Annotated in this window: 1 pseudogene; it reads left to right on the top strand. The window is 57.5% G+C overall.

Going from position 1 to position 1,752, the window contains the following annotated elements:
- Window positions 1-308 precede the first annotated feature (308 nt).
- A pseudogene (locus AC3B8H_RS21025) lies at window positions 309-1,752 on the top strand (hypothetical protein); the annotation flags it as partial.

The following is a 1,752-nucleotide window of genomic DNA, read 5'->3' as shown; positions in this document are numbered from 1 at the left end:
AGCGAGTTGATATAGCCAAAATTGGTGGCGACCCAGTAGAAATTACTCGCATGACTGAATCGTTAAACAGGGCTAACCTAGCCGGCATGGCCATGGGATTTATGCTGATAGCGTCCGAGGCCTTGGCAGCAGATCGTGCCGGAGACCCAGAGCGAGCTCGAACAATTGTAGCCGAAGGCATGAAAGATTTTGCCAAAAGCGCAGCCGTGTTTGGCGGGATAGAAGCTGCCGCACTACTAATCGGTGGCGCAGTTGGTGCATTTATTAGCGGAGCTGTTTTGGTTTTTGGGGTCTACGCTGCTGTCAGCATGATTCCCGACTTAGTGGAAAGCATAGCCAACCTCTTCACCTCAGCCACCGTCGCCACCCCGCCCGTCCGCCGCGACCCCTTGGTATTCGACCTGGACGGCGACGGCCTGGAAACCGCCGGCGTCAACACCGCCAATCCGATCTACTTCGACCACGACGCCGACGGCGTCAAAACCGCGACCGGTTGGGTCAAGTCCGACGACGCCTTCCTGGTGCTGGACAAAAACGCCAACGGCACCATAGACAGTGGCCGCGAGCTATTCGGCGACGCGATGATCAAAAGCAACGGCCAACTGGCCGCCGACGGCTTCGACGCGCTACGCGATCTGGACGCCAATCTGGACGGCAAAGTCGATGCCGCCGACGCCCAATTCGCCAACCTGCGCCTGTGGCGCGACCTGAACCAGGACGGCGTCAGTCAGACCGATGAGTTGTTCACGCTGGTCAGCCAAAACATCGCCGCCATCAACGTCGGCAGCACCGAACACAGCCAAATCCTGGCCAACGGCAACCAGTTGGCCGACATCGGCAGCTACGTCAAAACCGATGGTAGCGTCGCCACCCTGGGCGAAGTCACCGGCAACCTGGGCGACATCAACCTGATCCAGGACACCTTCCACAGCCAATTTACCGATCACCTGGACACCAGCGCCGTCGCCACCCTGCCGGACATGCAAGGCGCGGGACAAGTCCGCAGCCTGCGCGAAGCGGCCAGCATCAGCACCACCTTGGCGGGACTGCTCAACCAATTTGCTAGCGCCGGTCGTGCCGATCAGCAAGCCCTGCTCGATCAAATCCTCGACGCCTGGAGCGACACCAGCACCATGGCCTCCACTTTTGGCGGTGCCTACAGCGGCCACAGCCTGACCGTCAACATCCAAAACGTCGCCGCCGGCAGCGCCGCCTACAACACCTGGGCCGACAAACTGACCATTCTGGAACACTTCAACGGCCGTACCTTTAACACCGTACCGGGCGGTACCGCCGCTGCCACGGTAAATCTTTGGACAACCACCCAAGACTTATTGCAGCGAAGTTACGATGCGCTAAGGAACTCACTATATGAAAGCCTGTTAATGCAAACTAGGCTTAAGCCGTATCTTGACGCCATTGCATTAACGGTTGACGCCAATGGTATTCGCCTGGACTTCTCCGCGATGGATGCGCTGTTGAATAGCAATCACGCCGCTAATGTCGTAGCGGGCATTAGTGATTTGATGGAATTGGATCGATTCATGGGGACAAAGTTGGGAGACAGCGGATGGAATCGGCTGAGCCTACTCGGAGACTGGCTCATTGTTGATAGCGGTAATAGCGGAGTTTTGAGTTTATTGAATGAATTTGGCTACCCCACGGTTGTAACCAACGGAGTCGGCGGGGATGCCAATGAACTCGTGACTGGACAAGGCACCGATAAGGATGTTTCGGGCAGCGGCGGTAAGG

The organism is Methylomonas sp. BG-2 (genome assembly GCF_057766305.1).
Note: the sequence above shows the minus strand (reverse complement) of the source record. Positions and strands in the feature narration are given on the sequence as shown.